We start from the raw sequence: 25,202 nt of genomic DNA on the forward strand, positions 1-25,202 counted from the left end.
CGCAAATCTCAGCCTCAGCCGGTCGCGAGAACGCGCATGTCCTGGAAACGAGCGATCTTCGCGCCTACTACCGGATGAAATATTTCGGGATCGACCGCGAAGTAAGGGCTGTCGACGGGATCTCGATGCATGTGCGCAAGCACGAGATCTATGGCATTGCAGGCGAATCCAGCTGCGGCAAAACCACATTCATCAAAGCGATCGCGGCTGCGATCAGGCCTCCGTTGGAGATTGTCGGCGGTCAGGTGAACTACAGCTTCATCGACGATGATCTCTATGCGTTGCCCCCGGCACGGCGTACAGCCATACGCTGGCGGCACCTCTCCTACATCCTGCAAGGCTCGATGAACGTGCTCAACCCCGTTCGTCGCATTCACAAAACGTTCGAGGATTTCGCGTTCCGGCACATGCATTTGCCACGCGCCGAATTCGACCAGGAGGTGCGGCGCCATCTGGAGCGGCTGCGCCTTCCTGCTGAGATCCTCCGCTCCTATCCGCACGAACTCTCGGGCGGGATGCGACAGCGCGTTTGCATCGCCCTCGCAACGCTCTGTAGGCCGGAATTCATCATCGCCGACGAACCGACGACCGCGCTCGATGTCGTCGTTCAGAAAGACGTCCTGGCGATGATCCGGGAAACACAAACTGAATTCGGATCGTCGATGATCTTCGTTACCCACGACCTGACGGTTCATGCAAACATCGCCGACAGGCTCGGCATCATGTATGCCGGTCGGCTTGTCGAAGAAGGGCGAACGGCTGACGTTTTTGCCAATCCTTTGCATCCGTATACCGCCCATCTGATCGCCAGCCTGCCGACGATCGGCGACAGGCATACGCGCGATGGGCTTCATGGAACCCCGCCGAACCTGGCCGATCCTCCAAAAGGGTGCCGCTTCCATCCGCGATGTCCACTGGCGATGGAGATTTGCCGACATGAGAACCCCGCCCTTACCACCCTCGCCAAAGATCACAGGGTGGCATGTTTCGCAGCGAGTTCGGACGTCCTGCCGACACCTGATGGGAAACCGAACCGGCCCGAGGAACTGGAGATAGAGCGATGACGGCTCCTCTTCTGCATCTCGACGGCGTCTCCAGGGTCTACAAGCGAGGCGGCCTGCTTGGCCGTCAGGAATTCCGGGCCGTCGACAATGTATCGTTCCGCCTGGAGGGCGATGAACCTCAAGTCTTCACGATCATCGGCGAATCCGGAAGCGGCAAGACGACACTTGCGAGGATGATCCTCAACATGGTCCGGCCAAGCGCGGGAACGATCTTCTTCAAGGGCGGCGACCTGGCTTCGATCCGTGGACCTAGAGCGCGGCGAAGGTTCATGAAAGAGGTCCAGCCGATCTTCCAGAACCCCTTCGAGGCGTTCAATCCCTTGAAGCGCGTCGATCGCTATCTGTTCATGACGGCAAGAAACTTCACGGACGCCCAGTCACCCGCGCAGCTGGAAGCCGCTGCCGACAGGGCGCTGAACAATGTCGGCCTGTCGATTGCCGAAGTCCGCGGCCGGTTTCCCCATGAGCTGTCGGGAGGTCAGCTCCAGCGGGTGGCGATCGCCCGGGCATTGATCCCCGGCCCGTCGCTGCTCGTCGCGGACGAGCCGGTTTCGATGGTCGATGCCTCGCTGAGAATGTCGATCGTCAATCTGTTTCGTGCCCTGCGCGATGATCTCAAGGTTTCGATCATCTACATCACGCACGATCTTGCAACGGCCTATTACGTGAGCGACAGGATCATCATCATGCGCAAGGGTGAAATCGTCGAAAGCGGCGAGGCGCGCCCGGTCCTTGACAACCCACAGCATCCGTATTCGCAACTCCTGAAATCCGCCATCCTGTCTCCCGACCCAAACCGGCGCGGCGTGCTGACCGGCGACAGCGCCGCGTCCCAGCAAGCGCGTGCATCACCCCATCCGTCGATCGAAGAGACAGAGCTGCAGTCGCACTAGCGGCGAACTACCCGTTTCCTGAAGCAAAGTGAGATTTGAGAGATGATCAAGGCCCAAGCCCGGTTCGACCGGGACTTTATCATTGGTGAAACCGACAACCGTCTGTTCGGCGCATTCATCGAGCATCTTGGCCGCTGCGTCTATGGCGGCATTTTCGAGCCGGGCCATCCAACGGCTGACGAAAAGGGGTTCAGGCGGGATGTTCTGGAGCTCGTGCGCGAGCTCAATCCCACCATCATGCGCTACCCCGGCGGCAATTTCGTTTCCGGTTACAATTGGGAGGATGGAGTAGGCCCGGTCGAGCAGCGCCCACGCCGCCTCGACCTGGCATGGAAATCCGTCGATACCAATCATTTCGGAACCAACGAATTCATGGACTGGTGCCGGGTTGCCAGTATCGAACCGATGTTGGCTGTCAACCTCGGTACGCGCGGACCGGACGAAGCCCGCCATCTGCTTGAATATTGCAATCATCCTTCCGGCACCCACCTTTCCGAACTTCGCCAGCAGCATGGCTGGGAGAAACCGCACGACATCAAATTCTGGTGCCTGGGCAACGAGATGGACGGCGGCTGGCAGATGGGAGCCAAAACGGCCGAGGAATACGGCCGGATCGCGGCCGAGACGGCAAAGATGATGCGGATGACCGATCCGACCATCGAACTGGCGGCCTGCGGATCGTCGGGGCGAAAAATGGCGACCTATGGCGAATGGGAGCGGATCGTCCTCGAACACACGTTCGATCATGTCGAGTTCATATCGCTGCACACCTATCTCAACAACTATGCCGATGACACGCCGTCGTTCCTGGCAAGTCCCGACCTGATGGACAGCTTCATCGAAGAGGTGGTTTCGATTGCTGACGCCGTGGCGGCGCGACGTCGCTCCCGCAAGCGCATCATGCTGAGCTTCGACGAATGGAATGTCTGGTATCGCACCCGGCGCGGCGAACAGAACCGCGTCAAGGAAGGCTGGCCTGTTGCCCCACCCATACTGGAGGAGGAATACGACATGCAGGATGCGCTTGCCTTCGGCGGCGCATGCATCTCACTTCTCAATCACGCCGATCGCGTCAAGGCCGGATGCCTCGCCCAGCTTGTAAACGCCATCGCGCCCATCATGACGGAAACCGGTGGTCCGGCCTGGCGGCAGACGATCTTTTGGCCCTTCTCGGACTTCAGCAATCTTGGCAGGGGCAGCGTCCTCAGGACCCGCGTCGATACGCCGACCTATGCCACTCGTTACTACGACCCCACGCACACGGAAGACCTGTACGACAAGATCGATCCCGTTCCTTACCTCAAGTTCTCGGCAGTGCATTCGGAGGAGAACAAGACGGTCACACTCTTCATCCTGAACCGGCACCTTTCCGACGATATGCAGATTGACGTCGCAGCAACCGGCTTTGGCGGGTTGAAGCTGCAGCGAGCACATTCGCTGCATCACCACGACCTCAAGGCGAGCAACACCAAGAATGAGCCGAACAAGGTGGCTCCTCACGATCTGAGGGACGTAGACGTGGAGAGTGGTAGTGTCATGGTCACCGTTCCTCCGGCGTCATGGAGCGTCGTCCGGTTTGGCGCTTCCCTGTGAATCGTATCTGCCCTATCTGCCGTCAGGCAAGATAGAGCCGCATGATGATGTCCTGGTCGTAGTTGCCGAAGCCGCGACCGAAGACGTTGATGCCCCCCGGATGGGGGGCATTTTCTTCTATGCCGATCTTCATCCTGATCGAATGATGCTCGGCCAAGCCGATGTCGTCGATTGTGACGTTGGAGATCGATACGCCGTCGATAAATGATCCCTGCTTGGTGACGCGCCAAGTCTTCAGCTTGCCGTATTGAGAGCCTTCAAGCTTCCACCACTGCGGCGTATAGACCCCGCGCTTGTCGCCGTAGTCACCGGGTGACGTCCAGGTCCCGATGCGATGTTCGTTGATCCACAGGGTTATGTCGGAAGGCCAGTTGACGTTCGTGCCGGGTACTTCCGACGAAAGTTCCATCGAAAATTCGATCGCCTCGACCGCCGACTTAACAAGTTTGGCATTGTTCGGAAATTTGTATTCGACATTGCCACGGCCAAACCAGATCAACGCTGCCTGTACCCGGCCGGGATCGAGAAAGAAATCGGGAACATCCAGCAACCCGATGACACCTTCCGGTGAGCAAAGCCCGCATGGTGCAGAAACTTCGCAGCTCGTGTAGAGCCCGAGAGGCATCGCGACCTCGATCTGGTTGTTTCTGGTTGCTTTTTCAGCGGTGTCGAACCGAACGATGATCTCGTCGTATTTGGCGCTGCAAACCTTTTGATTGCCTTTGGTCGCCTTGACGGAAGAGGTCTCGATGAGACCGGCCTCTTCAAGGGTCAGAATGTTCACCGCGACCGTCGACTGCGGCAGCGAGAGCGCCGCGCTGATCTCGTTGACATTGAGCTTTCCCCGATCATGGAGAAGTTGAAGGATGTTGACCCGGATTGGGGACGCCAGGCCTTTGAGAACCTGGCTCCCGGTGTTGGCGGATATTGTGAGGAAATTCGGCTTCATACTTCAGATCATGCCGTTGCCCCTCATCTATATCAAGATTTTTGATTTAGTGAGAGCGAGTTTTCCGGTGACCGCTTGCGAGCTAACATCGATTGCAGACGATGATATAGCCTCAAGCACCAGTACGCCGACCAAGCCTCATTGGGCGATCGCTGACCGATGGGCTCGGCGGCCGCCATAGCTGGTCTTCCCCGGTATCTGGGACTCGTATCTGAATGGGGCGAACAGCGGCGTGGCGTTTATACTCAGTGGACATACGGCGCAGGTCGCGTAGTTAAAGTGGTGGAATGGTATTTAAGATCCAATGGGCCAGGGTCATCTGTGACAAAACTAGACAAGGAGCAGATCCTGGACCACATCGATCTGCATCTAAGCAGCCTTACGCTTGAACAGATTTCGATCGCCCAGGTCGCCCGAGAACTCCAGACATCTCCGCGTCACATCTTCCGACTTTTTCGAACTAAGATCGAAATAGCTGACGCGTTGGCGGTACGCCACATCGCGAGCTTGATGAAAGCCTTCGCCGACGGCCTTGCGACAGGGTCGCCGGAGCAAAAGTTGGCGTTTTTGCTGGCGAGCCCGTCACTGCACTGGATTAAGACCATCGAGGGCCGCCCCGGCATGGCTTCAGTGCTGACAGGTGCTGCCGGGCGCAGGAGACGAGCAATAGTCAATTTGCGGGCGTTCATCCTCGAGAAGCTGGAGACAATTCTCGCCGAAGGCCAAAAGGCAGGTGATTTCCGCGACTTTGATGTCCTCATTTGGGCGAGAACCATGTTCGACCTCATGGCCGTTGTGGCGGATCCAAGAATGGTCCACCTTGCGCAAACGGGGGAAATAACTGCTCGGGCAGACAGAATTGTCTCTTTCATTTTGTGGTCCGTTCTGCGCGACCATAGCCGCGTGGGCGGCGATACGCCGACAAATTCGTCCTGAAGCATGGCCAGTGCGCAAAAACGGGCCAAGCCGCCACACTCCCTCCATCAGCTTTTGCTCACGGATGCCGCGGCGCATCGCGGATACTCTCCCATCCCCCTGCCCGTCGCCTGCCGCAGGAGTCAGGCACGGCCGGTGTCGGGTCCCTCTGGTATCTCCACCGCCCGTCCGAGCTCTATTCCGTAAAGGCCTCTTCCCGTTTACGGCTGATGCTCGGCGACAGCACCAGCGCAAGGACAACGACGGCGAAGACCAACAGCGAAAGGCTGAGCGGGCTGCGCAAGAAGATCGACGGATCTCCTTGGCTGATGAGCATGGCACGCCGCAGGTTCTCCTCCAGCATCGGCCCGAGAATGAAGCCGAGGAGCAGCGGCGCCGGCTCGAATCGCATCTTGCTGAGCACAAATCCAATGACGCTGAAACCTGCCATGACGAACACGTCGAAGACGCTGTTGTTGATGCTGTAGGCGCCGATGCAGCAAAAGCCGATAATCGCGGGAAACAGCAGGTGGTAAGGCACCGTCAGCATCCGTACCCATAGCCCGATAAGCGGCAGATTAAGGATGACAAGCATGAGATTGCCCGACCACATCGAAACGATCATGCCCCAGAACAATTCCGGTTCGTCCGAGATCACGTTAGGACCGGGCGTGATGCCCTGCAGGATCATGGCCCCCACCATCAGGGCCATGACTGGGTTGCCGGGAATTCCGAGCGTCAGCATCGGAATGAACGAAGTCTGCGCACCAGCATTGTTGGCGGATTCGGGTGCCGCGACCCCCTCGATCGCCCCCTTGCCGAACTCAGCCCGGTTCGGGGATATCCGCTTTTCCATTGCATAGGACGCGAAGGATGCGAGCATCGCGCCGCCCCCAGGCAGAACACCAAGAAAGGATCCGAGCGCCGTGCCGCGCAGAACCGGAGCGATAATGCGTTTAAAATCGCTCATCGTCAGCATCAGCCCGGTCACGCGCTTGACGCCAACCGAACGTTCCTGCTCGCTTTCGAGATTGCGAAGGATCTCGCAGATCCCGAATATGCCCATGCTGACCGCGACGAAGTTGAGCCCGTCATAAAGTTCGGGGATGTCGAAGACATAACGTGGGGTACCGCTCTCGACATCGGTGCCGACGGTGCCAAGCATCAGCCCAAAAACGATCATAGCCATCGCCTTGAGCAACGACCCGCTGGCGAGCGCCACAGAGGCAACCAGCCCCAGAACCATCAGCGAAAAATACTCGGCGGGCCCGAAATTCAGCGCAACCGCAGCCAGGGGGGGAGCTGCCATCGCGAGCAGGATCGTCGCCACCGTTCCGGCGAAGAAGGAGCCAAGTGCGGCCGTCGCCAGAGCAGCGCCGGCACGCCCGTTTCGCGCCATCTGATAGCCGTCTATCGCGGTCACGACGGACGAGCTCTCGCCCGGAAGATTGATGAGGATGGCTGTTGTCGAACCGCCGTACTGCGCACCGTAGAAAATGCCCGCAAGCATGATGAGCGCTGATTCCGGCGGCAGCCCGAACGTGATCGGCAGCAGCATGGCAATCGTCGCCGTCGGCCCGAGCCCCGGCAACACGCCGATCGCTGTCCCGAGCAGGCACCCGACGAAACCGTAGAGCAGATTCATCGGCAGGAATGCGGTCGAGGCGCCGAGCCAGAGGTTCGAGAAGATATCCATAAGCAATCCAATCCGGTTTCGTCGGCCTCGCTGGGAGGGTTATGAAAGGTCGCCGAGAAAAGGGACCCACGGTCCGAACGCGCTGACGGGGAGCGACAAAAGCCGCGTGAACAGCAAGACCGAGCAGACCGCCAGGAACAGGCCGAGGAGGATGGAATGGCGCCAGTTGGCGTATCGGCTAGCGGTTGCGACGCCGACGATCAGGAGAAAGATTGTCGGCGCCAACCCCAGTCCGGAGAGCAGCACACCGAATCCTACCGGCGCGAGGATGACCAGAAAATAAGCTTTCCAATTCGGCGTCTGGGGCTCCACTCTCTCAGCCTCGACCACCAGGGACTGAAGGATGATGAGCGCCCCTATCGCCATCAGAACCAGGCTGAGTGCGGTGGGGAAATAGCCCGGCCCCATCTGGAAAGAGTTCCCGACCTCCAGGTTGCGACCGAACCAGATAAATAGCAGACCGGCAAAGATCATTGTTGCGCCGCCGACGAAGTCGCGGCCATTCCTTATCTTCAACATGCAATGACACTCACGTGGAAAGATGAGCCGGTCGGGCGTCAGCCCGACCGGCGCGTACTCACTGAGGCGGAACGTTGGCGGCCTTGATCACCTCGGCCCATTTTGCCGTTTCCGTGGCGATGAAGGCCTTGAACTCGGCCGACGTGTTGCCAACCGGGGTCGCACCCATGCCGTCCAGCTTTGCCTTCATGGCCGGCTCCGCAAGAATAGCCTGAACCTCTTTGCTGAGCTTCTCGACGATTTCCGGTGGCGTACCGGGAGGCGCAAAGATGCCGTGCCACGACGTTGCTTCGAACCCGGGAATGATGCTCGCCATTGTCGGCACTTCCGGCAGAAGGGCCGCTTTTTCGAGACTGGTTACCGCGAGTGCGCGTACCTTGCCGGCCTTCACCTGCTGCGCTGCCGTCGGAATATTGTCGAACATCATGTCAACATGGCCCGCAACCACATCGAGAATGGCCTGACTGCTCCCCTTGTAGGGAATGTGGGTCATCTTGATGCCTGCCTTGGTGGCCAAAAGCTCGCCGGCTAGATGTATGGACGTGCCGACGCCCGACGAAGCATAAGTGTGCTTGCCTGGCTCCTTCTTGAGGAGCTCGATAAGCTCCTCGACGGAGCTCGCCTTGATCTTGTCCGGATTGACCACCAGAACGTTCGGCAAGGTCGCGATGAGCGAGATCGGCGCAAAACCTTTCTCCTTGTCGTAGGGCAAGCTCTTGTAAAGCGTCTGGTTGATGGCGTTTGAACTTACCGTGCCCATGCCGATCGTGTAGCCATCCGGCTTCGACCGCGCGAGATCGCCAAGACCCACATTGCCGCCCGCACCGGGCTTGTTCTCGACGATGAATCGCTGCCCCAGCCGCTTGTCCAATTGTTCGGCCACGAGGCGGCCGAATGTGTCGGTATTCCCCCCCGCGGCGAACGGCACGACCACCGTCACGGTCCTGGATGGATAGTCATCGGCGCGGCTCGACTGTGGTCCTGTCGCGCATATTGCAGCCACAACGGCCGCAAACGTCGTGAAACGCTTGAAGTGCATAGAACTTCCTCCTTGCCTGGCCTCCAGCCAGCCTCATAAACCCACTCTCTCCACACCTCCCGGAGAGCAATGGAAGCGCTTTCATTGTAGCCGCAAAATCCTGCTCCGCAAGCATGAGTGGCAAAATTTATACCGCTTTAATTCCGTATGTTAGCTGGCTTCCTTGAAGATTATGCAGTTTAGGCACTTGCCTGTGAGTCCAATGAAAGCGTAACTCATTTAGCAGGGATGGCGAATATGACAGGTCACGACAAAAACAGAAGAAATCCCACGAATGGGCCGGTGACGCTTGCCGATGTCGCAAGGCTTGCCGACGTATCTCCTGTCACCGTCTCACGAGCCATCAACACGCCAAATCTGGTCAAGCCGCAAACGCTGGAAGCAATCGGCCGCGTCATCGCAAGGACCGGATACGTGCCCAATCTTCTGGCCGGGGGGCTCGCCTCACGAAGAACGAGGTTGATTGCAGCGATCGTGCCGTCGGTCGCCAGCACGATCTTCGCAGAGACCATAGAGGGTCTTAATGCGGAGCTTGTTTCCGCCGGCTACCAACTCTTGCTTGGATTGTCCGGCTACGATGCCCAACGAGAGCTCGAACTGACCCGGGCGATCCTTGCCCGCCGTCCCGACGGCATTATCCTGACTGGAATCTCTCATCTGAAAGAGACGCGCGCGATGCTGACCGGGGCAGGATTGCCGATCGTCGAGATCTGGGACTCGACGCCGTCGCCGCTTGATACGGCCGTCGGTTTTTCGCACTTGGCCGTGGGCGCCCTGGTCGCCGAGCATCTTTTGGCGACGGGATATGACCGCTATGCCCAGATCGGCGCGAATGACCCGCGCGCAGTCCAACGCCGCGACGGCTTCGTCAATCGTCTGGCGGGAATTGCGGAGGTGGAATTGCCGGCGCTCGATATGAACTCGCCATCGACGTTTAGCGACGGACGGGCCGCGATGGCGCAGCTTTTGGACCGGGGACACGGCACACTCGGTGTCTTCTGCTCGTCGGACGTGGTAGCCCACGGGGCACTGGCCGAAGCCCATTTCCAAGGCTGCAGAATCCCTGCGGACCTGGCGATCATCGGCTTTGGTGATTTCGATTTTGCTCCGCACACGCATCCTCCGCTAACGACCGTCCGCATCGATCGCCGCGACATCGGCACCAAGGCGGCGCAATCGATCTTGAAAAAAATCGCCGGCAGCGAGGATGTGGGCGCCATGATCAATGTCGATTTCCACATTGTCGCGCGGGGAACTGCCTGACATGCGACATCAAGGTCGCTTGCCGAACTCCGCCGTTCCCCTTGTCCAATGATGCGACTGCTCGGAAAGCGTGATCCCCAGTCCCGGACGGGTCGGCACCGCCATGCGGCCGTCATTGATCTCCAGCCGCTCGTTGAACAGCGGATCGAGCCAATCGAAATGTTCGACCCAAGATTCAAGTTCGTAAGCTGCCGCCAGGTGCAAATGAATTTCCATGGCAAAATGCGGCGCCAGCTGCAGCTTTTTCGCCTCCGCCAGCGCACAGATCTTCAGGAATTGGGTAACGCCGCCTACCCGCGGCGCGTCCGGCTGGATGAAATCAACGGAATTGTTCTGGATAAGAGATGCATGCTCAAGAACGCTTGCCAGCATTTCGCCGGTCGCGATCGGCGTGTCCAGCTGCGCCGCAAGCGCCGCATGCCCTTCGACATCATAAGCGTCGAGCGGCTCCTCGATCCAGGTAAGGTTATAAGGCTCCATCAGGCGGCCGAAACGCATGGCGCTTGGCCGGTCCCATTGCTGGTTTGCGTCGACCATCATGGCTGCCCGGCCACCGATGCGGTCGTGAACAGCCGCCACGCGCTTCAGGTCGATATTCATGTCCGGCTGACCGACCTTGATCTTGATGCCGCCGATACCGGCCGCGATCGACTGTTCGACGTTTTCGAGAACCTCTTCGATCGGAGAAGAAAGGAATCCGCCGGACGTGTTGTAGCATCTGACGGAATCGCGGTGTGCGCCCAGCAGCTTTGCGAGCGGCAGACCCGCGCGCTTGGCTTTGAGATCCCACAACGCCACGTCGAAAGCGGCGATCGCTTGGATGGCAAGACCGCTGCGACCGACGGAGGCACCGGCCCAGCAGAGTTTGTTCCAGAGCTTGCCGATATCGTTCGGATCTTCACCGATTAAAACCTCGGCGATCTCCTTTGCATGTTCGTACTGGCCGGGACCGCCTGCCCGCTTGGAATAACTGAACCCGATGCCGCTATGCCCCTTCCGGGTCTCAATCTCTGCGAACAGGAACGCGACCTCGGTCAGCGGCTTCTGCCGGCCGGTCAGCACCTTTGCATCGCTGATCGGCGTTTTCAGCGGCAGGAAGATCGAGGAAAGCTTGATCCAGGCAATGCTGTCTCCACCACCGATTTGCTGGGTTGAGCCCGTTGTCGAGTGCGTATCCATTCGTCTCATGCCCATAAAGGTTTCGCGTCTGGTCTTGACCGTTACCGATCTCACCCATTTAAGTCCAGATTGATTATTGTGGAGAATCTATACCGGAGTTGGATAGATGCTGGATATGACGCAGGTCAGATCGTTTGTCGTGCTGGCGTCAGAGTTGAATTTCAGCCGTGCCGCCCGGCGCTTGAATATCACGCAGCCGCCCCTCAGCCGGCAGATCAAGCTCTTGGAGCAGGAACTGGACGTCACTCTGCTGGAAAGGACCAGCCGGCGGGTCGTTCTAACCCCGGCCGGCACGGTATTCTTGGTGGAAGCCCAAAAGTTGATCGAGCAGGGCAATGCGGCCACAACAGCGGCGCGGCGAGCGGCACGCGGCAGCGCGGGATCGGTGAGGATCGCATTTGTGGGAGCAGCAACCTACAGTTTTTTGCCAAAGTTCATCAGTGCCGCACGCACCACCACCCCCCAGATCGAGCTGGAATTGGTGCAGATGGAGACGGCGGAACAACTCGAGTCAATCAACGCCAGCCGTATCGATCTGGGCCTGTCGCGCCCATTAATAGGTTCGCATTATCTCGAAAGCGTCTGCGTGGCGCGCGAACCTATGATGCTTGCGATACCTCGGGCTCATCCCCTAGCCGCCAATCGCCGTCCCGCGCTGAACATGCTCGATGGCGAGCCGTTCATCATGTTTTCCGCCCAGGCGCGATATTTGCACGAAAAGCTGGCCAGGCTAGTAGCCGAAGCCCGCATCACCCCCCGCATCGTGCAGCAGATGACGCATTCACAGGCCATTCTGTCACTGGTGAGCGCTGGCATAGGTTTGGCAATCGTGCCAGGCGAGACCCGGACCGCTTGCTTCGATAGTGTCGTGTTTCGCCCGATCGATCTCCGCGAAGAATGCATCGCCGAACTCCACGCCATCTGGCGACCGGACAATCGCAATCGCTTGCTGCAGGACATCCGCGAGGTAGCAGTGCAAAATCTAGGCGGCGTGCGCCCGAATTAAAGCGTGTTGAAAAGGTATGAACCAATGGCCAGAATAGCAGCCAATTCCGCCGCCTCCTACGCATGCGTGACCAAGCTCCTGATAAACAGGTGCAGATGCAAGTCGTATTAGTGCTTCCGGGACAAAGAATGCTGTAGTGTGCCGGCGAGCGCGAGCTACGGCCGTAGAGATTCTAAGAGGGAAGCTGACAATGGGATGGAAAACGCCAAAGGTCGAGTACGTCAACGGCTATAGGATTGTTGAGCTGGAGGGACCGACCTTCAAAGTTTATGACGGCGACCGCCAGCTCGGTGAGGATTTCCCCTACTCCGGCGAAGCGGCCGCTCACGCGAAGTCTCTTCCAACGCTGGACCCTCCGCGGCGCTGAGTAGGACTTCCGAGCGATTTTCGGGCACTTCCTCTTCGGCGGTCTTGGTGGAAGTCGGACTCCAGGCAGTTAGATGAATATCATCTTTGTTGGGAAGCGAGTTCCCAAAATAATTTCTCGGGGAGTGCACCCGCTGCCGCTAGAACGCTGTCGAGATAGGCCGCAGGTGTCAAAATCTGTCAGCGGCGCGATAACCACCTTGTGCCACCCCGCCGTGAGACTATTGTCCCATGCAAACGACAGCGGAAATCGATGGCAGCCAAGACGACACTCAACGCGAAAAATCTGGAAGGGCTTGGCGCGCCCCGTCTGGCCGAACTGCTCATCGAGATCAGCACCGGCAGCGCCGCAAACAAACGACGGCTTCGCATGGAGCTTGCCGGCAATCACAGCGGGGCCGAGATTGCACGCGAAGTGCGCAAGCGGTTCGCGAGCATTGCCCGTTCGCGAACCGTCATAAACTGGCGCAAGGTGAAGGCGGTTACGGCGGACCTGGAGACGCAGCGCAAGACGATCGTCGACGTCGTTGCCCCCGACGATCCGAAGGAAGCCCTGGAGCTCGCCTGGCAATTCCTGGCCCTCGCAGATCCGGTCTTCGAGAGGTCCGCCAACGAAAGCAGCTCGGTCATCGAAAGCTTCCACCAGGCGTGCGCGGATGCCGGCGCGATCGCCAAGTCGGCCGGTGTCGAGAAGGACGCCCTTGCCGACAAGATCTTCGCTGCGGTGCAGAACAATGATTATGGCCAGTACGATCCACTGATTGCGGCTATGGCGCCCGTTCTTGGCAATGACGGTCTTGAACGGCTCAAGGCCCTATTCGTGCAGTGGTCGAGGGAACCTGAGGACAAGGCCTCTCAGAGCCACCGTCAGGTCATCGGCTGGAGCAGCAAAGGCCCAATCTACGAAGACCAGGTCTACGGAAGTCACCGGGAACGGACGGTGCGCATTGCGTTGCAGGAAATCGCCGATGCCCAGGGCGATGTGGATGCGTATATCGCCCAGCAGCCGGAAAAGACCCGCAAGGCGCCCCTGGTGACGACTGACATCGCGCGCCGGCTTCTTTCCGCAGGACGAGCCGGCGAGGCACTCGAAACGCTGAGCGCGGTCGATACGCGAGGCCGTGATGACGCTCCGATCGAGTGGCAACTCGCCCGCGTCGAGGTGCTCGAAGCCCTGGGGCGCGCGGACGACGCTCAGGCCGATCGATGGAAGTGGTTCGAGCAGTCGCTGAACGACCTGCACCTGCGTGCCTTTATCCGCCGGCTACCGGACTTCGACGACTTGGAGGCCGAGGAAAAGGCGTTCGCTTTTGCCCAGGCATTTCCGGAGGTGCATCGAGCGCTCGCGTTTTTCCTGCGCTGGCCAGCACTGGCCGAGGCCGCCAAGCTCGTGCTGAAGCGACAGGGAGAACTCAATGGCGATCTCTACGACCTGATGACGCCGGCGGCAGAAGCGCTGGCCGAGAAACATCCGCTCGCGGCAACGATCGTGCTGCGATCCATGATTGACTTAACGCTCGAGAACGCGCGATCCAGCCGCTACAAACACGCGGCGCGACATCTTGTCAGATGTGCATCGCTTGCTCCTCACATCGCGGATTTTGCAGGCTTGGCTTCCCATGATGCCTATGTCGCCGGACTGGAATCCCGACACGGTCACAAGAGTGGGTTCCGAAAACTCGTGCCTTAACTTGCGTGGCCGTCCGGCCGGTCAGGAGGACTTGCTCCTCACCGGCCGGAAACACGGCGCCGTGCTATATCGTGACCAGGCACTTGGCCTCACGGATAGACGGTCGAGCCATCTGGCTTGCGGGTGACTTTCCGCTCCCAGTGAATGTAATCGTCCTTGGCCAGCACTTTTTCGTCGATCTCGAGACCCCAGCCCGGGCGATCCGGGCGCAGGTTCATATATCCGTCCACCGGCATATACGGGTCGAGCGCCCAGGGCGCATGCACATGCGGCTTGAACTCGAGGATCTTGAAGTTCGGTTGAGCCGCGCAGAAATGGATGTTCACGGCCGTTGCCAGCGGACCCATCGGGTTATGCGGCGCGATCGTCACGTAATGCGCTTCGGCGATCGCCGCGATGCGGCGCATTTCGGTGACGCCGCCGACGACACAGATGTCCGGCTGGATGATGTCGGCGCCGCGCGCAGTCAGCAGCGACAGGAACTCGAAGCGGTTGTAGAGAGATTCGCCGGTCGCCAATGGCACCGTTACCTTCGACTTCAGCTCCGTCCAAGCGGGAATATGTTCAGGCCGAATCGGTTCTTCATAGAAAAGCGGATCATAGGGTGCGATCGCCGCAGCCAGTTGGACGGCCTGGTAAGGTTCGTAGATCTTCGCATGCGCATCGAAGGCGAACTCAAAATGCGAAGGAGTGATCTCGCGGATCTTGCCGAAATAGTCGCCGGTCTCCTTCACCAGTTCGCCCCACCGGCTGTTGTGAAGATCGCGGCGATAGGGGCTCAGCTTGAACGCGGTATAACCGTAGTCTGCATTGAGCTTGAGCGTCTGATCGAGCGCGTCCTGCGGATCGGGCGCGGTATAGACGCCGCAATAGACCCGGACGCGATCACGCACATTGCCGCCCAGCAGCATGTAGACAGGCAAACCCGCCGCCTTGCCGGCGATATCCCATAACGCATGGTCGATGGCGGAAATCGCGGCAAGGCCGAGCGCCCCGGGAGGAAACCGGCACTGTTGGTTGAGCTTGAGGACGAGGAATTCCACGCGGCGCGGGTCTTCGCCTTCGATCTGATGGAAAAGGTAGTCGAGAAGCGGCGGAAGCGCCCAGTCGGGACCATGATTGTAGCATTCGCCCCAGCCGGAGATGCCTTCGCTGGTCTCGATCTTGAGCAACAGGCGAGGACGGTCGTCCACGCGCTGCATGTATGTTTTTATTCCGGTAATACGCACTTTGGCTTTCTCCGTCAGGCGGCGAACACTTCGTTTTTGACGCGATCGACGATGCCGCGCAAAATCCGCCGCTCATCGTCGTCGAGGTTGACGACGCCTGGAACGCGCACCGGTCCGACGTCGGTGCCGAGCATGCCCAGCGCTTCCTTCACAACCGTCACGTTGGCGCCGTTATTGTATTTGGTACGCAGCAGTTCGAAGCCGGCAATGCCGTCGATCAGATCGCGCGCTGCCGCATAGCTACCGGCCTCCAGCGCCCGATGGATCGCGTGCGAGCGCTCGGGGAACACGTTGACAAGGCCGGACGTGAACCCCCTGGCGCCCATGGCGTAGAATGCCGGCGCCCAGCCTTCGGCCAGACCGCAAACCCAAATCGCTGGAGCATCACGGGTGGCGCGAATGACGTCCGCCAACAGCATCAGGTTCGACGAGGCAAACTTGATACCGGCAATGTTCGGATGCAGGGCGAGCTTGCGAAAATCCTCGACCGCGAAGCCGTCGCTGCGCACATAGGCGATGACGGGGACGGTGCAGAAATCTGCCAGTTCCAGGAAGTATGAGGCCTGATAGGACGGCCCGGCAAATGGGTCCATCGGATGGTGGCCCATGATCGCATCCGCACCTTCGGCAATCGCGTCCCTGGCAAGCGCCTTTGCTTCGGTCAGCGAGCGACCGACAGCGGCGCTGACCAACGACATGCCGTCGGCCGCCTTGATGGTGGCGGCATGCACGACGCGGACTTCTTCCATGGTGAGCGTGAAGAACTCGCCGGTATTGCCGGCCGCCATCAGATTGTGCACCCTGGCGACCGTGAGGCGCTTGATCAGCGCGCCGAGCTTTTCAACGTCAACAGTCCCGTCTTGCCGATAAGGCGTCACCGGAACACCGGAAATGCCGGTCAGCGCCTTTCTTACAGTCTGCAGCCTGTCATCCACGTCCAATATCCTTTTTGTTGCCGAAAACGATGTTCAAATAGGTTTCGCCGGAGCGCACGACATGGTTGCGCATCTGCCGCTCGGCGAGATCCGCATCACCGGTGACGATGGCCTTGGCGATGGCGGTATGCTCTTCGAGGGCTTTCTGACGCTCGGCGGGATCCATGTGGATGACGCGGCGGATGCTGGCGTCATAAAATTGCTGCCGCTCGATCAGTTTCGCCAGATAACCGCAGCGGGAGCTGCGGTGAATGTGTTCGTGGAATTGCTCGTTGAGGGAAATCAGGCTGTCCGCGTCCGCAGAGAACGTCGCCTTGGCCATCAGGTCGGCTATTGCCGTTAGCTCAGCGCCGGCGGGCTTGCCGATACGCTTTGCCGCCAGGTGCGCGATCATCGACTCGAGCGCCGCGCGGGCAAGGATCATCTCCTCCGCCCAGCCCATATCGAACCGAATGATGACGCCGCGCCGGGGCAGAGCCTCGACCAGGCCTTCCGTTTCGAGTTGGCGCAGCGCCTCCTTGATGGGCGTGGTGCTAACGCCGAATTGTTCGGCGAGGCTGCGCTCGTTGACCTTCTCTCCCGTCGCGAAACGTCCTGCGAGGATGGCCGCCCGCAAGGTGCGATGAACGTGATCGCGCACCGTCATCTGAAATTTCGGATCGATCTTCGCAAACGCTTCGGACCGTGGGCTTCCAGTTGGCTCAGGAATCATTTTTCGCGAAATCCGTTGACGGGGCGGTGAGAGTGTGGGATCTGATATACCAGACTTCAGATCTATGTCGATACGAAAATCTGTCGTCGACACGATTTGAGAAGCCCGGAGGAGGATTTTTCATGCTCAGACGCCACGCCATTCTGCTTTCCAGCATTGCGGCCCTGTCATCGGCCGCGCCGAACCTCGTTTTGGCGGCAACGCCAAAGGATCAGCTGGTCGTTGCCATGGACACCTCGTCCCTGCGCGGACTTGACCCCAACGAGATCAATCAGCTGGAAGCCGCGGAGATCGTCGCCAATCTTTACGAGCGACTGATCGTCCTGCCCGCCGACAACATTTCCAAGCCGCAGCCGGGTCTCGCCGAGAGCTGGACGGTTTCGCCGGATGGCAAGACCTTCACCTTCAAGGTCCGCTCGGGCGTCAAATTCCACTCTGGCAACCCGTTGACGGCAAAGGACGTCGAATGGTCGCTCCGCCGGCTGGTGAAGCTCGGCCTTGCGCCGTCGACGGACCTTCGCCAGTGGGGGTTTACGGCTGACAACGTCGAAAAGCTCATTCGCGCGACGGACGGCTCGACCGTCGTTCTCGAAACGCCGGAGGTCTGGAATTCGAACCTGATCCTCTATTCGCTCGCGAGTTTCTCCACCTCGATCCTGGACAGCAAGTTCCTTGCTGAAAAGGACAAGGGCGGCGACATGGGGCGGGAATTCCTGCAGACCGCCGACGCAGGCTCCGGCCCCTATACGCTGCGGACGTGGCGCGTCAACGAACTGATTATCGCCGATGCGTTCAAGGATTACTGGCAGGGCGAACCCAAGATGCGCCGCGTGCTGCTGCGGCACATCCCTGAATCGTCCGCCCAGCGCCTGCAGATCGATGCCGGCGACGCCGATGTGGCGACGCGGCTTTCGTCCACGGATCTCGGCGCCCTCGAAACAGGCGGCAAGGTGACAATCCAGAAGACCCCCGGCTTCGGTTTCTACTATCTGGCCCTGAACCAGAAGGATGAAGTTCTTTCGAAGCCGAAGGTGCGCGAGGCGTTCCGCTACCTGATCGACTATGACGGACTCGCAGGCACCGTCATGAAATATTACGGCATCAAGCAGCAGACGATCGTGCCGGGCGGCCTGCCGGGCGCCATCGACAAGAACCCGTACAAGCTCGATATCGAGAAGGCCAAGCAGCTTCTCACCGAGGCCGGTTATCCGAATGGCTTCTCCAAGGTCTATTACGCAACGCCGGTGACCCCCGAATACGAAGTCGCCCAGTCGCTTCAGGCCAATGCCGCCAAGGCCGGCGTCAAGCTCGACCTGCAGGGCGGCGACCATATCGGCAAATTCCGCAACCGCCAGTTCGAGATTTTTTCGGCCCGCTCGGGCGACCGCCTTCCGGACCCGCATGCGGTTCTGCAATCCTATGCGACGAACGCCAACAATACCGACGAGGCCAAGCTCGTCGGCCTGAACGCCTGGCGGACGGCCTGGGATGTTCCCAAGGAAATCCAAGAGATGGTCACCGCCGCCGCGCACGAGACCGACCAGTCGAAGCGCGCCGGCCTCTATGTCAAGATCAACGAGGCCTATCTTGCTTCGTCGCCGGCCCTGGTCACCTCGTTCCAGCGCACGGACGCCAAGGCCGTTCGCAACGAGGTGAAGGGCTATATCGGCCATTCGACCTGGCTGACCCGCTGGGACACGGTCAACAAGGGCAATTGATCACCTCTTCTAGGAACTGCACAATTGAGCATTTCACAGACCACAGAAACGCGACGCGCGGGCAGCAAAAAACTGCTGTCCGCCGGGCGTAAACTTGCCACGTCGTTCGCGGTGATCGCGACGACGTTGCTGGGCCTTCTGATCATCACCTTCGTCGTCGGCCGGATGATCCCGGCGGACCCGGTCATCGCCGTGGTCGGCGATCAGGCCGATCAGGCGACCTATGATCGTGTCCACAAGGAGATGGGGCTGGACAGGCCTATCTATGTGCAGTTCGGCTCCTACCTTGCCGATATCGTGCGACTGGACTTCGGCCAGTCGCACGTCACCAAGAACCAGGTGGCGAGCGATCTCGCCCGGGTATTCCCCGCGACACTGGAGCTCGCCACGCTGGCGACGATCATCGGCGCAGGGTTCGGCGTCCCCCTCGGCATCCTGTCGGCCGTGCGGAAAGGGACCTGGGCCGACCATGTTGCCCGTATCGTCGGGCTGCTTGGACATTCCACGCCGATCTTCTGGATCGGCACGACGGTGATCCTGATATTCTACGCCAATTTCGGTGTCATTCCTGCCGGTGGTCGCATCGACATATATAACGAGGGGCTCGTCGAAGGGCCGACCAACTCGTTGATCGTCGATTCGCTTCTGGCCGGGGAATGGGACGTCTTCCGAAGCGCGCTCCACCACGTCATCGCGCCCGCACTCATCCTCGGTTATGCGGCCATGGCCTATCTCAGCCGCATGAGCCGCAGCTTCATGCTCGAACAGCTCAGGCAGGAATATATCCTGACGGCCCGCGCCAAGGGGCTTGGCACACGGCCGATCATCTGGCGCCACGCTTTCCGCAACATAAGGGTCCAGCTGCTCACGGTCGTGGCGCTCGCCTATTGCGGACTTCTCGACGGTACCGTGCTCATCGAGACGGTATTCTCATGGCCGGGCCTCGGCCAGTATCTCACCTCCGCCTTGTTCTTCGCAGACATGAACGCGGTTCTCGGCAGCGTCCTCCTGATCGGCATCATCTCGATCGCGATCAACCTTCTGTCCGATATCGTCTACCGCTTCATCGATCCCCGAACCCGATGACCCAGGACCCCGGGACCGCCATGACCAAATCCGGTTACTTCACCGACCTCCACAACTGGCTCATCAACGAGGACTTCACCTCGACGAAGCAGGCCAGACTGCACAAGGCCTATGTCGCCTGGCTCAGCCTGCTCGCGAACCCGCTCGCATTTGCGGGCTTTGCCGTAGTCGTAACCCTCGTCATCATCGCCGCGCTGGCACCTGTGCTGACGATCTACGAACCCTACAGCCAGGACCTGTCGATGGCACTCAAGGCGCCCTCGGCAAGTCACTGGTTCGGTACCGACGAGTTTGGTCGCGACGTCTATACGCGCGTCGTCTACGGCGCGCGCACGACGCTCTACATCAGCATCCTGGTGACGGTCATCGTGGCTCCAATCGGCTTCGTGATCGGCGCCAGCGCCGGTTATCTCGGCGGCTGGGTCGATGTCGTGCTGATGCGCATCACCGACATTTTCCTCTCCTTCCCAAGCCTCGTCCTGGCGCTGGCGTTCTCGGCAGCCCTCGGACCCGGCATCGAAAATGCGGTGATCGCCATCGCGCTGACCATCTGGCCGCCGATCGCCCGGCTGGCGCGGGCGGAAACGCTGACGTTTCGCAATGCTGATTTCGTCGTCGCCGCAGAACTGCAGGGAGCCCGCATGGGCCGCATCCTGCTTCGCCATATCGTGCCGCTGTGTGCACCGTCCATCATCGTCCGCCTGACCCTCAACATGTCGAGCATCATCCTCACCGCCGCCGGTCTCGGCTTCCTCGGCCTCGGCGCCCAGCCGCCCATGGCCGAATGGGGCGCCATGGCCGCTGCCGGACGCAAGTATCTTCTCGATGCATGGTGGCTTACGACGATCCCGGGCCTTGCAATTCTGGTCGTCAGCCTGGCGTTCAATCTCTTCGGCGATGGCCTGCGCGATATACTGGATCCCCGCAATGCTTAAACCGCCTGAAAACATCCTGACCGTTCAAAACATGTCGGTGGAATTCCCGACGCTGTCCGGCGTCGTCACCGCAGTGCGCAACGTCTCCTTCAGCGTCGGCCGCGAGAAAGTCGGCATCATCGGCGAGTCCGGCTCGGGCAAGAGTACGGTCGGACGGGCGATCATGCGGCTGCAGCCGCCTCAGGCGGTCGTCAAGGCCGACAGGCTGCAATTCGAAGACGTCAACCTGCTGACCTCCCCCGAAGAGCAGATGCTTTCGGTGCGCGGACGGCGGATCTCGATGATCCTGCAGGACCCGAAATATTCGCTCAATCCGGTCATGACCGTTGGGGAGCAGATTTCCGAGACCGTCATCCTGCATGAGCGGGTGTCGCGGAAAGAAGCGCGGCAACGGACGCTGGCCATGCTGGAGCGCGTCAACATCCGCGATCCGCAACGCGTTTTCGACCTTTATCCGCACGAGGTTTCCGGCGGAATGGGGCAGCGCATCATGATTTCCATGATGCTGATCGCCTCGCCGTCGCTGATCATCGCCGATGAACCCACCTCGGCGCTGGACGTGACCGTACGCCAGCAGGTTCTGTCGATCCTCGACGATCTGGTGACAGAACGGAACCTCGGGCTGATCTTCATCTCTCACGATCTCAATCTGGTGCGCAGCTTCTGCGATCGCGTCATCATCATGTATGCGGGTCGTGTCGTGGAAACGATCGCTGCCGCCGATCTGGACGACGCAAAGCATCCCTATACCCGCGGCCTGTTGAACGCGCTGCCGAGCCTCGACCATCCGCGGGATCGGCTCGAGGTCCTGCGCCGGGACCCGGCCTGGTTGGAGAACTGAACCATGACCATGATCAAGATCGATCATCTTGCGGTTTCCTATGGCCAGGGCGACGGCCTCATCCGTGTCGTCAACGATGTGTCCTTCGAGGTCGCGAAGGGCGAGACATTCGGACTGGTCGGCGAGAGCGGTTGCGGCAAATCCACCGTGCTTGGAGCGCTGGCCGGCCACAACAGACAATGGACCGGCTCCATCCTGATCGATGGCGAGACGATCGGCCAGAAACGGTCGATAACGCAACTCGCCAAGCAACAGATGGTGTTCCAGGACCCGTTCGGCTCCATCCACCCCCGCCATACGATCGGGCGGACCTTGCTGGAGCCCCTCGAAATCCACGGCAAGGACAACCGGCAGGAGCGTGTCGAAAAGGCGCTCAAGGATGTCGGGCTGCCCCTCAATTTCCGTTATCGCTTTCCGCACCAGCTTTCCGGCGGACAGCGGCAGCGCGTGGCGATCGCCCGGGCACTCATCCTGGAACCGCAGATCCTGCTGCTCGACGAGCCCACCTCGGCTCTCGACGTCTCCATCCAGGCGGAAATCCTCAACCTGCTCAAGGATCTGCGTGATCGGGAAAAGCTGACCTATATCCTCGTCAGCCACGACCTTGCGGTCGTCGCTCATCTTTGCGATCGCGTCGCCATCATGCAGAACGGCGGCTTCGTGGAGATTGCCACCAAGGCGCAACTGCTCGCGGGAACCGTGGCGCATTCTTATACCCGCTTGCTGATGGATGGCAGCAGAGGTTATGTCGCCTCAAGACGGTCGGTCGGCGTTACAGCCTCCTGATCGCGGAAGACAAAGAAGGTGGATCGGGATAACCCGTCCCGGGCGTCCGAAGCGCTCGAGAAGCGCCGTGCCCTTACCCTGCACATGGTGCACACCTACCGTCCTCGCCTTGCATCAAAGACTGGCCGACGTATCACGAGCCAAGTTAGAAAGAAGGTGCAAGGTTACGGAATTTGTCTTAGGGAGCCGAAAATGCAACTCGGGGACCAAAAACTTCTTATGCATAAGTCTTCGGGATGTCGCCCTCTTGTCATGCTCCCGGTTCGCGGAATGCGAGTTCTTCCTCTCTCGCCCTCCTACGCGGCATCTGTAACTACAGCGCAATCAGACGCTCGGCGGTGAACTTGTCCGTCACCAGCATATCTATCACTCCGACCCGCAATGCGCCCGCGATGGCCGCCGTTTTCTTGGAGCCTCCCGCAAGGGCTATGACCCGATCCACGCGCTCCAAATCCTCGAGAGGAAGCCCGATAACGCGCTCGTCCAAGGGAGTCTTGACCGCCTTCCCGTCCTTGTTGAAAAAGCGGAGGGAAATGTCGCCGACGGCGCCCGCCTCAGCCAAGTCTGCAAGCTCACGGGTGGAGAAGATGTTCCCGGAACGGGCAAGCAGTTCCGACGGCTCCACAGCTCCGATCCCGACGATGGCCAGCGTGATGCTGCTGAACAAATCAAGGGTCTCGCGAACGAAGGGATCGGACTGCATCAGCAGCTTTGCCTCTCGGGAGGTGGTCACACCCTGTACTGGAAGGAGCTTCGGCTCCGCCCCCGTCAATCTGGCCAGCCGCGTGGTGAGCTGAGTCGCATGGGTCTGCACCGAAGGATCGCCCATGCCACCCAGCGTCTGCACGACATACTTCGCCTGGGCGCTCTTCTGGGGGTGGATATTCTCCACCATCTTGAAGATGGTCTGGCTCCAGCTCGACACGCCAATTATCTCTCCGGGCGCAAGCGTCACCTCGAGAAGATGCGCGGCCGCTTCGCCGATCCGAGCCATGATCGCACCGTCCCGATCTTCCGTGCATTCGACGACGACGGCCTCGGGAAGGTTGAATTTTTCACGGAGGTTCGTCTCGATCTCTATATATGTCCCAACGGGCGGTATGACGCTCGTCCGGACAATGTCCTCGCTTTCCGCGCGCTTGAGCATGCGGGACACCGTCGCCTGGGAAAGGCGAAGGTGGTGAGCGATCTCGGCCTGCCGCCGCCCCTCGATGTGGTACATCTGCGCGACCCTTGAAATGAGGCGGAGTTCGTTCAGGCGAGCCATAGTTGGATCCTAGCATGAATTTTTATTCAGCTTTATCCGGCGGAAGCGCCAAGGTCGAGCGTGCAATCGCGTCTTTCCAGTTATTCAGGAGCGGTTGCCTCTCGATTGCCTCCGGGGTGATGACGCGCGTGCTCCGGGGAAGGCGCCCAATCGTCTCCAGGTCTGACCAGAGACCAAGGGAAAGCCCCGCCAGGTAGGCGGCGCCCAAGGCCGAAGCCTCCGGCGCCTCGCACTGGATCACCGGATGTTCGATGAGGTTCGCCACGCTCTGCATCAGGAAGCTGTTCTGGCTCGGACCGCCGTCGACATAAAGTGCGCCCAGCTCCCCACCGCTTTGCTCGCGCATCACGGCGACCACGTCGTGGACCTGGAAGGCAATCGCGTCTGTCACCGATCGAGCCATCTGCGCGCGGGTCGTGCTGAAGTTGATCTGCGAGAAAAGTGCGCGGGCGTCGGAGTTCCAATGGGGCGCACCGAGCCCTACGAACGCAGGAACGAAACCCGGGCCATTCGGCTCCGCCGTCGCGGCCAACTCGACAAGAGCCGCGACATCTGGAAGACCGAGAATTGCCGCCATCCAGGGGAGACTTGCAGCGGAGACGAGAATATTGCCTTCGAAGGCGAAGGACGGTCTTCCGCCGATGCGCCACGCAACGGTGGTCGTGATGCCATTGCGTGGAGCAATGAACCGAGGAAGCGTCGTCATCACCGACGATCCTGTTCCAAAGGTCACTTTTCCATCGCCCGGCTCATACGCGCCGTGACCGAACAATGCCGCGTGGCTGTCTCCTATCGCTGCCCTGATGGGTGTGCCGTCAGGAACACCCATCAGCCCTTGCGTGACGCCAAAATTGTCCGAGCTGTCGAGCACCTGTGGAAGCAGCGCGATGTCAACGCCGAAGACGTCACCAAGTTCTTCACTCCAATTTTGCCGCCCAAGGTCAAACATTTGGCTTCTTGCAGCATTCGAGGCGTCGCAGACGTGCTTGCGGCCACCAGTCAGGCAATGAATAAGCCAGCTATCCACGGTGCCAAGCCGGACTGCACGTCCGGACGGTGCGCGATCAAGAAGCCAGCGGAGCTTAAAACCCGGAAACATGGGATCAAGTGGAAGGCCGGTCAACGCCTGGACCTGGTCGAGGCGCCCCTCCCCGATCAGCCGCCGGCAATCTGAGGCGGTCCGCCTGCATTGCCAACTGATCACAGGGCCCAGCGGTTCTCCCGTTGCAGCGTCCCAAGCAGTCACCGATTCCCTCTGATTTGATATTGCCACCGCTTCGATGGCAGAAGGCGGCGACGCCTTCAGGCACGCTTCGACTGCCTCGCAGACGGACGCGTAGATCCGCCTAGGATCCTGTTCTACCCAGCCCGGCTGCGGATACGCTATGCCGACGGAAGCGGAGCCACGGGAAATGACGTGCCCCTGCTCGCTGACCAGGATAGCCTTCGAATTCGTTGTACCCTGGTCGATCGCCAGAATTGACCGCATATGGTCCTCCCAAATCGGAAGCCGGAGCGCAC

At 59.9% G+C, this 25,202-nt stretch carries 23 protein-coding genes; 13 read left to right on the plus strand and 10 right to left on the minus strand.

All coding sequences use genetic code 11. From position 1 onward, the window contains the following. The first annotated feature begins 74 nt into the window (after positions 1-74). Genes C5L10_RS10110 through C5L10_RS10120 form a run of 3 tightly spaced genes read left to right on the plus strand, consistent with a single transcriptional unit; the run spans position 75 to position 3,550 of the window. Complete coding sequence (locus C5L10_RS10110; RefSeq protein ID WP_371411930.1) at positions 75-1,064, plus strand: ABC transporter ATP-binding protein; 990 nt, start codon at positions 75-77, stop codon at positions 1,062-1,064. Further along, complete coding sequence (locus C5L10_RS10115) at positions 1,061-1,957, plus strand: ABC transporter ATP-binding protein (protein WP_105429549.1); 897 nt, start codon at positions 1,061-1,063, stop codon at positions 1,955-1,957. Before C5L10_RS10110 ends, C5L10_RS10115 begins: the two co-directional genes overlap by 4 nt. A gap of 45 nt (positions 1,958-2,002) precedes the next feature. Next, entirely contained in the window at positions 2,003-3,550 is a 1,548-nt protein-coding gene (locus C5L10_RS10120; RefSeq protein WP_371411932.1) for an alpha-N-arabinofuranosidase, read from the plus strand. Between the two features lie 22 nt (positions 3,551-3,572). Here the strand turns inward: C5L10_RS10120 and C5L10_RS10125 are convergent, their stop codons facing one another. After that, the gene (locus tag C5L10_RS10125; protein ID WP_105429551.1) at positions 3,573-4,499 is read right to left on the minus strand and encodes a transcriptional regulator; all 927 of its coding nucleotides are present in this window, start codon (positions 4,497-4,499) and stop codon (positions 3,573-3,575) included. A gap of 321 nt (positions 4,500-4,820) precedes the next feature. On the opposite strand from C5L10_RS10125, the gene C5L10_RS10130 reads away from it, so the two are divergent. Next, entirely contained in the window at positions 4,821-5,435 is a 615-nt protein-coding gene (locus tag C5L10_RS10130) for a TetR/AcrR family transcriptional regulator (RefSeq protein ID WP_105429552.1), read from the plus strand. A gap of 175 nt (positions 5,436-5,610) precedes the next feature. On the opposite strand, the gene C5L10_RS10135 is transcribed toward C5L10_RS10130, so the two are convergent. The 3 genes from C5L10_RS10135 to C5L10_RS10145 form a co-directional block, all read right to left on the minus strand. After that, positions 5,611-7,110 (minus strand): tripartite tricarboxylate transporter permease, encoded by a 1,500-nt coding sequence (locus tag C5L10_RS10135; RefSeq protein WP_172716981.1) that lies wholly within the window; start codon positions 7,108-7,110, stop codon positions 5,611-5,613. A 39-nt stretch (positions 7,111-7,149) separates the two neighbouring features. Next, on the minus strand, positions 7,150-7,584 hold the full coding sequence (locus tag C5L10_RS10140) for a tripartite tricarboxylate transporter TctB family protein (protein ID WP_245447966.1): 435 nt from the start codon (positions 7,582-7,584) through the stop codon (positions 7,150-7,152). 103 nt (positions 7,585-7,687) lie between these two features. Next, positions 7,688-8,668: a tripartite tricarboxylate transporter substrate binding protein gene (locus C5L10_RS10145; protein ID WP_105429555.1), complete on the minus strand. Its 981-nt coding sequence runs from the start codon at positions 8,666-8,668 to the stop codon at positions 7,688-7,690. Positions 8,669-8,950: 282 nt separating this feature from the next. Between C5L10_RS10145 and C5L10_RS10150 the strand changes: the two genes are divergently transcribed. Then, positions 8,951-9,931 (plus strand): LacI family DNA-binding transcriptional regulator, encoded by a 981-nt coding sequence (locus C5L10_RS10150; protein ID WP_245447967.1) that lies wholly within the window; start codon positions 8,951-8,953, stop codon positions 9,929-9,931. Positions 9,932-9,940: 9 nt separating this feature from the next. Here C5L10_RS10150 and C5L10_RS10155 read toward each other — a convergent pair whose 3' ends face one another. After that, complete coding sequence (locus tag C5L10_RS10155; RefSeq protein ID WP_105429556.1) at positions 9,941-11,110, minus strand: mandelate racemase/muconate lactonizing enzyme family protein; 1,170 nt, start codon at positions 11,108-11,110, stop codon at positions 9,941-9,943. A 106-nt stretch (positions 11,111-11,216) separates the two neighbouring features. On the opposite strand from C5L10_RS10155, the gene C5L10_RS10160 reads away from it, so the two are divergent. The 3 genes from C5L10_RS10160 to C5L10_RS10165 all read left to right on the plus strand — a co-directional run bounded on the left by C5L10_RS10160 (position 11,217) and on the right by C5L10_RS10165 (position 14,172). Continuing rightward, a complete protein-coding gene (locus C5L10_RS10160; protein ID WP_105429557.1) occupies positions 11,217-12,116 on the plus strand; it encodes a LysR family transcriptional regulator in 900 nt (299 codons plus the stop codon). A 190-nt stretch (positions 12,117-12,306) separates the two neighbouring features. Then, on the plus strand, positions 12,307-12,483 hold the full coding sequence (locus C5L10_RS33595; RefSeq protein WP_172716982.1) for a hypothetical protein: 177 nt from the start codon (positions 12,307-12,309) through the stop codon (positions 12,481-12,483). Between the two features lie 252 nt (positions 12,484-12,735). Further along, complete coding sequence (locus C5L10_RS10165; protein ID WP_105429558.1) at positions 12,736-14,172, plus strand: DUF6880 family protein; 1,437 nt, start codon at positions 12,736-12,738, stop codon at positions 14,170-14,172. Between the two features lie 89 nt (positions 14,173-14,261). Here the strand turns inward: C5L10_RS10165 and C5L10_RS10170 are convergent, their stop codons facing one another. Genes C5L10_RS10170 through C5L10_RS10180 form a run of 3 tightly spaced genes read right to left on the minus strand, consistent with a single transcriptional unit; the run spans position 14,262 to position 17,048 of the window. Then, positions 14,262-15,401: a mandelate racemase/muconate lactonizing enzyme family protein gene (locus C5L10_RS10170; RefSeq protein WP_105429559.1), complete on the minus strand. Its 1,140-nt coding sequence runs from the start codon at positions 15,399-15,401 to the stop codon at positions 14,262-14,264. A 14-nt stretch (positions 15,402-15,415) separates the two neighbouring features. Further along, positions 15,416-16,336 carry a dihydrodipicolinate synthase family protein gene (locus C5L10_RS10175; protein WP_245447968.1) on the minus strand — a complete coding sequence of 307 codons (921 nt, stop codon included), beginning with the start codon at positions 16,334-16,336 and terminating at the stop codon, positions 15,416-15,418. Further along, the gene (locus tag C5L10_RS10180) at positions 16,329-17,048 is read right to left on the minus strand and encodes a GntR family transcriptional regulator (protein ID WP_105429560.1); all 720 of its coding nucleotides are present in this window, start codon (positions 17,046-17,048) and stop codon (positions 16,329-16,331) included. Before C5L10_RS10180 ends, C5L10_RS10175 begins: the two co-directional genes overlap by 8 nt. Before the next feature lie 122 nt (positions 17,049-17,170). Between C5L10_RS10180 and C5L10_RS10185 the strand changes: the two genes are divergently transcribed. From C5L10_RS10185 to C5L10_RS10205, 5 genes are read left to right on the plus strand one after another with little or no spacing between them, the layout of a single operon-like run. Then, complete coding sequence (locus C5L10_RS10185; RefSeq protein ID WP_105429561.1) at positions 17,171-18,766, plus strand: ABC transporter substrate-binding protein; 1,596 nt, start codon at positions 17,171-17,173, stop codon at positions 18,764-18,766. A gap of 24 nt (positions 18,767-18,790) precedes the next feature. After that, complete coding sequence (locus C5L10_RS10190; RefSeq protein ID WP_245447969.1) at positions 18,791-19,852, plus strand: ABC transporter permease; 1,062 nt, start codon at positions 18,791-18,793, stop codon at positions 19,850-19,852. 20 nt (positions 19,853-19,872) lie between these two features. Further along, positions 19,873-20,787: an ABC transporter permease gene (locus C5L10_RS10195; protein WP_105429733.1), complete on the plus strand. Its 915-nt coding sequence runs from the start codon at positions 19,873-19,875 to the stop codon at positions 20,785-20,787. After that, positions 20,780-21,628 carry an ABC transporter ATP-binding protein gene (locus tag C5L10_RS10200; RefSeq protein WP_105429562.1) on the plus strand — a complete coding sequence of 283 codons (849 nt, stop codon included), beginning with the start codon at positions 20,780-20,782 and terminating at the stop codon, positions 21,626-21,628. The genes C5L10_RS10195 and C5L10_RS10200 overlap by 8 nt, the downstream gene beginning before the upstream one ends. A gap of 9 nt (positions 21,629-21,637) precedes the next feature. After that, a complete protein-coding gene (locus C5L10_RS10205) occupies positions 21,638-22,414 on the plus strand; it encodes an ABC transporter ATP-binding protein (RefSeq protein ID WP_205837039.1) in 777 nt (258 codons plus the stop codon). 313 nt (positions 22,415-22,727) lie between these two features. Here the strand turns inward: C5L10_RS10205 and C5L10_RS10210 are convergent, their stop codons facing one another. Beyond that, a complete protein-coding gene (locus C5L10_RS10210; RefSeq protein WP_046666136.1) occupies positions 22,728-23,681 on the minus strand; it encodes a sugar-binding transcriptional regulator in 954 nt (317 codons plus the stop codon). Between the two features lie 22 nt (positions 23,682-23,703). Continuing rightward, positions 23,704-25,170, minus strand: coding sequence for an FGGY family carbohydrate kinase (locus C5L10_RS10215; protein WP_105429564.1), 1,467 nt, complete (start codon positions 25,168-25,170; stop codon positions 23,704-23,706). Positions 25,171-25,202 lie beyond the last annotated feature (32 nt).

The organism is Neorhizobium sp. T6_25, assembly GCF_002968555.1.
Taxonomy (GTDB): Bacteria; Pseudomonadota; Alphaproteobacteria; order Rhizobiales; family Rhizobiaceae; genus Neorhizobium.

Coding starts and splice junctions, on each gene's coding strand:
- C5L10_RS10110 (WP_371411930.1), top strand. CDS start 75: ATGAAATATTTCGGGATCGACCGCGAAGTAAGGGCTGTCGACGGGATC.
- C5L10_RS10115 (WP_105429549.1), top strand. CDS start 1,061: ATGACGGCTCCTCTTCTGCATCTCGACGGCGTCTCCAGGGTCTACAAG.
- C5L10_RS10125 (WP_105429551.1), bottom strand. CDS start 4,499: ATGAAGCCGAATTTCCTCACAATATCCGCCAACACCGGGAGCCAGGTT.
- C5L10_RS10135 (WP_172716981.1), bottom strand. CDS start 7,110: ATGGATATCTTCTCGAACCTCTGGCTCGGCGCCTCGACCGCATTCCTG.
- C5L10_RS10140 (WP_245447966.1), bottom strand. CDS start 7,584: ATGATCTTTGCCGGTCTGCTATTTATCTGGTTCGGTCGCAACCTGGAG.
- C5L10_RS10145 (WP_105429555.1), bottom strand. CDS start 8,668: ATGCACTTCAAGCGTTTCACGACGTTTGCGGCCGTTGTGGCTGCAATA.
- C5L10_RS10155 (WP_105429556.1), bottom strand. CDS start 11,110: ATGGATACGCACTCGACAACGGGCTCAACCCAGCAAATCGGTGGTGGA.
- C5L10_RS10160 (WP_105429557.1), top strand. CDS start 11,217: ATGCTGGATATGACGCAGGTCAGATCGTTTGTCGTGCTGGCGTCAGAG.
- C5L10_RS33595 (WP_172716982.1), top strand. CDS start 12,307: ATGGGATGGAAAACGCCAAAGGTCGAGTACGTCAACGGCTATAGGATT.
- C5L10_RS10165 (WP_105429558.1), top strand. CDS start 12,736: ATGGCAGCCAAGACGACACTCAACGCGAAAAATCTGGAAGGGCTTGGC.
- C5L10_RS10180 (WP_105429560.1), bottom strand. CDS start 17,048: ATGATTCCTGAGCCAACTGGAAGCCCACGGTCCGAAGCGTTTGCGAAG.
- C5L10_RS10185 (WP_105429561.1), top strand. CDS start 17,171: ATGCTCAGACGCCACGCCATTCTGCTTTCCAGCATTGCGGCCCTGTCA.
- C5L10_RS10195 (WP_105429733.1), top strand. CDS start 19,873: ATGACCAAATCCGGTTACTTCACCGACCTCCACAACTGGCTCATCAAC.
- C5L10_RS10200 (WP_105429562.1), top strand. CDS start 20,780: ATGCTTAAACCGCCTGAAAACATCCTGACCGTTCAAAACATGTCGGTG.
- C5L10_RS10205 (WP_205837039.1), top strand. CDS start 21,638: ATGATCAAGATCGATCATCTTGCGGTTTCCTATGGCCAGGGCGACGGC.
- C5L10_RS10210 (WP_046666136.1), bottom strand. CDS start 23,681: ATGGCTCGCCTGAACGAACTCCGCCTCATTTCAAGGGTCGCGCAGATG.
- C5L10_RS10215 (WP_105429564.1), bottom strand. CDS start 25,170: ATGCGGTCAATTCTGGCGATCGACCAGGGTACAACGAATTCGAAGGCT.